The following is a 3297-nucleotide window of genomic DNA, read 5'->3' as shown; positions in this document are numbered from 1 at the left end:
TGGCGGTCTCGACGGGCGCTGACTTCACGATGCGTCACTCGACTTCAACTCGATTGTCCTGGCGCCATGCGCTTGGCCATGGGGGCACTGGTGCAGAGTTGATGAGTTCGGTCGCCCATGGAAGCCGGCGCTGAAGCTGGGGCGCTGAACGCCGCCATACGCGCGAGCCTTGTTCGAGCTAGTCATCCAGCCTGCTAAAGGAGCTGCGCTGCGGGATTCAGCGCCAAGAAGTCCGCCTAGCCCTATGGCCCTCGCGGCAACCTGCGTGGCCATGGCGCTCCAGGTAGGCGCGCGTCGTGGCAAAGCATGTGAACGCAGTACCACTTTGGCACATCGATGCCACCGGTCCAGGAGCCCCTGTCGCTACTTGCCCGAGAGGGGCGGCGTCCATACCGATTGGTCTGACCCATGGCCAAGCGCAACAGGCGCCGCCTTCACGTTCTCCACATTCATCAGCCTCGCGTAGTGGCACGCGCTGCACCGCACGCCCCGTCATGGCGCTATGAGGGCAATTTGAAATTTCAATCGTGCAAGGGGAATGATCCGTGATCTCCCGGCGTATACGCATTAACGACCGCAACATGGCGCTGCACACCAAGCCTCGCAGGTCCGATCGTTGAACTGTCATCTCTGTATTCGTTCGCCAAGGAGTCATTCATGAAACGCCTCAGCCAAATCTCCGGTGCCGCCCTGCTGATTGCCACCGTTACCACCTTCGCCTCACAAGCCGCCGTTGCCGCGGTCAATTCGCCTCGTGACGTCTATACGGATGGCGCGCGTATCGGCCAGCGTGATGTCTTCACGGATGGCGCACGCATCGGACCACGCGATGTCTTTACCGATGGCGCACGCGTCGGACCGCGCGACGTGTTCTCCGATGGCGCCCGCATTGATTCGAGGGACGTCTACACGGACGGCTCCCGCAACTAGGCCCTGCCGCTTTCCACACACCCGATAGCAAATGCCTTGTTGAGGAGATTCCCCGTGAACGCCCCAATGCGGCTCGTCCATGCAGCAGTCAGCTCGGTAACACCCCTCTTCGCCACTCCAGTTTTTTCACAATATTCGCAAGTCGCCGCGCTTATTTTCTTGGCGCTGAATTTCATCTTGTCCGCCCTGGACTCGATATAACTACTTCATGAGCTTTGAGGAATGCAACTATGAAAACGTCCTTCGCCAACTTTGTCGCGACCATTTCCATTGCCGCATTCGCCTCAGCCGGCGGCATCCGTTTGGCCTCTGCAGCCGATGCCAGGCAATCGGTGGCAGGAAGCGATACCCACCCCATCACCCGCGCCGAGCTGCTCCATGAGCTCCAGGAACTGAAATCCGTGGGCTACGACCCATCCGACGATAACTTTCCGGAATCACTTCAGAAGGCGCAGCGTAAGCTGGACGAGAAGCGCCGTGCGGAATCGGCAATGGCGGCGACTCAAGCCTACCAGCCGGCGGAAACGGATTTGGCACGCTAGGCTCTGTTCACAATTGCACCATTGGTCCAAAGGCACAGGCAAGCGACGCGAAGACAAGGTAGCTGTCGGCTCGCTTGTCATACCGAGTGGAGACACGGCGAAAATGCTTGATACGGTTGAAGAATCTCTCGACCAGATTACGGGTGCGATACAGGGCGCGGCTGTAGCGTCGCTTGCGGGGACCCGGTTCGAGCGCGGCGGAATCACGGCCTTTGCGCCTGCGGCGCGAACGGCCTGCACGAAGGCATCGGCGTCGTAGCCTTTGTCCGCGATCATCGCGTCCGCGGTAAGCCCTTCGATCAACTCTGCCGCGCAGGAGATGTCGCCAGCCTGACCATCGGTGAGAATCAACCGCAGAGGCCGTCCAAGGGCATCGATTGCCCAATAGCGAAAAGGAAATTCAAAATGTCTAAAGTTTGGCTAATCACTGGAAGCGGAAGTGGTCTGGGTCGAATCATTGCCGAAGCAGCTTTGGCTGCTGGCAACCAAGTCGTCGCGACCGCCCGCGACGTTCGTCAGTTGGGCGAACTGGTGGCTCGGTTTGGCGCGAATGTCCGGGCGGTCGGGCTCGACGTCACAGACGAGTCTCAAGGTCAGGCGGCGGTCGATGCAGCGGTCGATGCGTTTGGCCGGCTTGACGTGGTCGTGAATAACGCAGGTTACGGGGACACCCGTCCGTTTGAGCAGGTTCCATCGAACGAGTTTCGCCGACTGGTCGAGACCTGCTTTTTCGGTGTTGTGAATCTTACCCGCGCTGCGCTTCCTGTCATGCGGCAACAGCGCCGCGGACACATCATCCAGATTTCTTCGCTGGGCGGTCGTACGGCGTTCCCGGGCAACGCGGCCTATTTCGCGTCAAAGTGGGCCGTTGGTGGCTTCACCGAAGGTCTGGCGCAGGAGACTGCACCTTTCGGCGTCAAGGTTACCGCGCTTGAGCCGGGTGGAATGCGTACCAATTGGGGAAAGCGTGCGCACGCAGACCGACCGGTCTTGTTGCCAGATTACGAACCCTCAGTCGGTGCAAGCGTGAAACAGATGGAAGGCTATTGGGGCAATGAGTCTGGGGATCCCGTCAGAGTCGCTCAGGTTGTTCTTCGGATTGCCGAAACTGAGACAGTACCGCCGCACATTCTCCTCGGAAGCGACGCTTTCCAGATTGCGCGTCAGGCGGAGCAAGCAAGAACAGCCGATGCAGATCGTTGGCAAGCGGTCAGCGTCTCAACTGACGTCGGTGCTGTCGGTCCCATTCCGACGTTTCCGACGAATTGAATGGGGCGTAACGCAGCAGGCGAAAAAATGGGCCCTGTCTAGGAGATGGGCCCTTTTTGCGTCTCAAGACCTTTTGTTAACGGCTAGCTCGTCGCCCATTCTTTTGCCGGGATGATCATTACCGCGACTGGCGTTCACAAGAATGTCTCCGCACTGGTTCTCGTGGCGGCGCGAGCCCCGGATGCCGGCGAAGACTACACCGCGTTGGCCAAAACCTACCCTACGCCACCAGCCACGGCTGCCATTGTGTTTGATGGCGATGAGGGACGTCTGAGCGAGTCTGCATTTCTACGCGACTTCGCGGGCGACCTTCCAGAAGCACGGCGCCGACGCTGTACGCCGTCCAGGAACCGTTCCACAAGGCCCTGCTAATGGGTAAGACCGCCAATGCCGCATAGCGATCGAAGCCCAGCTTCTATGCAGTTTCCGCAGATGATTGGACGATCAACTCGGATCATCGACTCTTCAACGGTTCATGGCCAAGCGCATAGGGGCCAGGACAATCGAGTTGAAGTCGAGTGACGCATCGTGAAGTCAGCGCCCGTCGAGACCGCCA

General features: G+C 59.4%; 3 protein-coding genes and 1 pseudogene. 3 read left to right on the top strand and 1 reads right to left on the bottom strand.

Translation table 11 applies throughout. The features are described from left to right. Positions 1-657 precede the first annotated feature (657 nt). Both AC3FNH_RS32435 and AC3FNH_RS32430 read left to right on the top strand, forming a co-directional pair. A complete protein-coding gene (locus AC3FNH_RS32435; protein ID WP_488722991.1) occupies positions 658-930 on the top strand; it encodes a hypothetical protein in 273 nt (90 codons plus the stop codon). A gap of 230 nt (positions 931-1160) precedes the next feature. Next, a complete protein-coding gene (locus tag AC3FNH_RS32430) occupies positions 1161-1472 on the top strand; it encodes a DUF4148 domain-containing protein (RefSeq protein ID WP_488722990.1) in 312 nt (103 codons plus the stop codon). A gap of 7 nt (positions 1473-1479) precedes the next feature. Here AC3FNH_RS32430 and AC3FNH_RS32425 read toward each other — a convergent pair. Next, positions 1480-1853, bottom strand: a pseudogene (locus AC3FNH_RS32425) (IS5 family transposase); the annotation flags it as partial. Between the two features lie 24 nt (positions 1854-1877). On the opposite strand from AC3FNH_RS32425, the gene AC3FNH_RS32420 reads away from it, so the two are divergent. After that, positions 1878-2741, top strand: coding sequence for an oxidoreductase (locus AC3FNH_RS32420; protein ID WP_488722989.1), 864 nt, complete (start codon positions 1878-1880; stop codon positions 2739-2741). Positions 2742-3297: the final 556 nt, after the last annotated feature.

This window comes from Cupriavidus sp. 22TCCZM01-5, assembly GCF_057798915.1.
This window is presented reverse-complemented; position numbering and strand designations above follow the sequence as displayed.

What these genes read in the sequence shown, in the direction of transcription:
- AC3FNH_RS32435 (WP_488722991.1), top strand. Translation starts at nt 658, where the DNA reads ATGAAACGCCTCAGCCAAATCTCCGGTGCCGCCCTGCTGATTGCCACC.
- AC3FNH_RS32430 (WP_488722990.1), top strand. Translation starts at nt 1,161, where the DNA reads ATGAAAACGTCCTTCGCCAACTTTGTCGCGACCATTTCCATTGCCGCA.
- AC3FNH_RS32420 (WP_488722989.1), top strand. Translation starts at nt 1,878, where the DNA reads ATGTCTAAAGTTTGGCTAATCACTGGAAGCGGAAGTGGTCTGGGTCGA.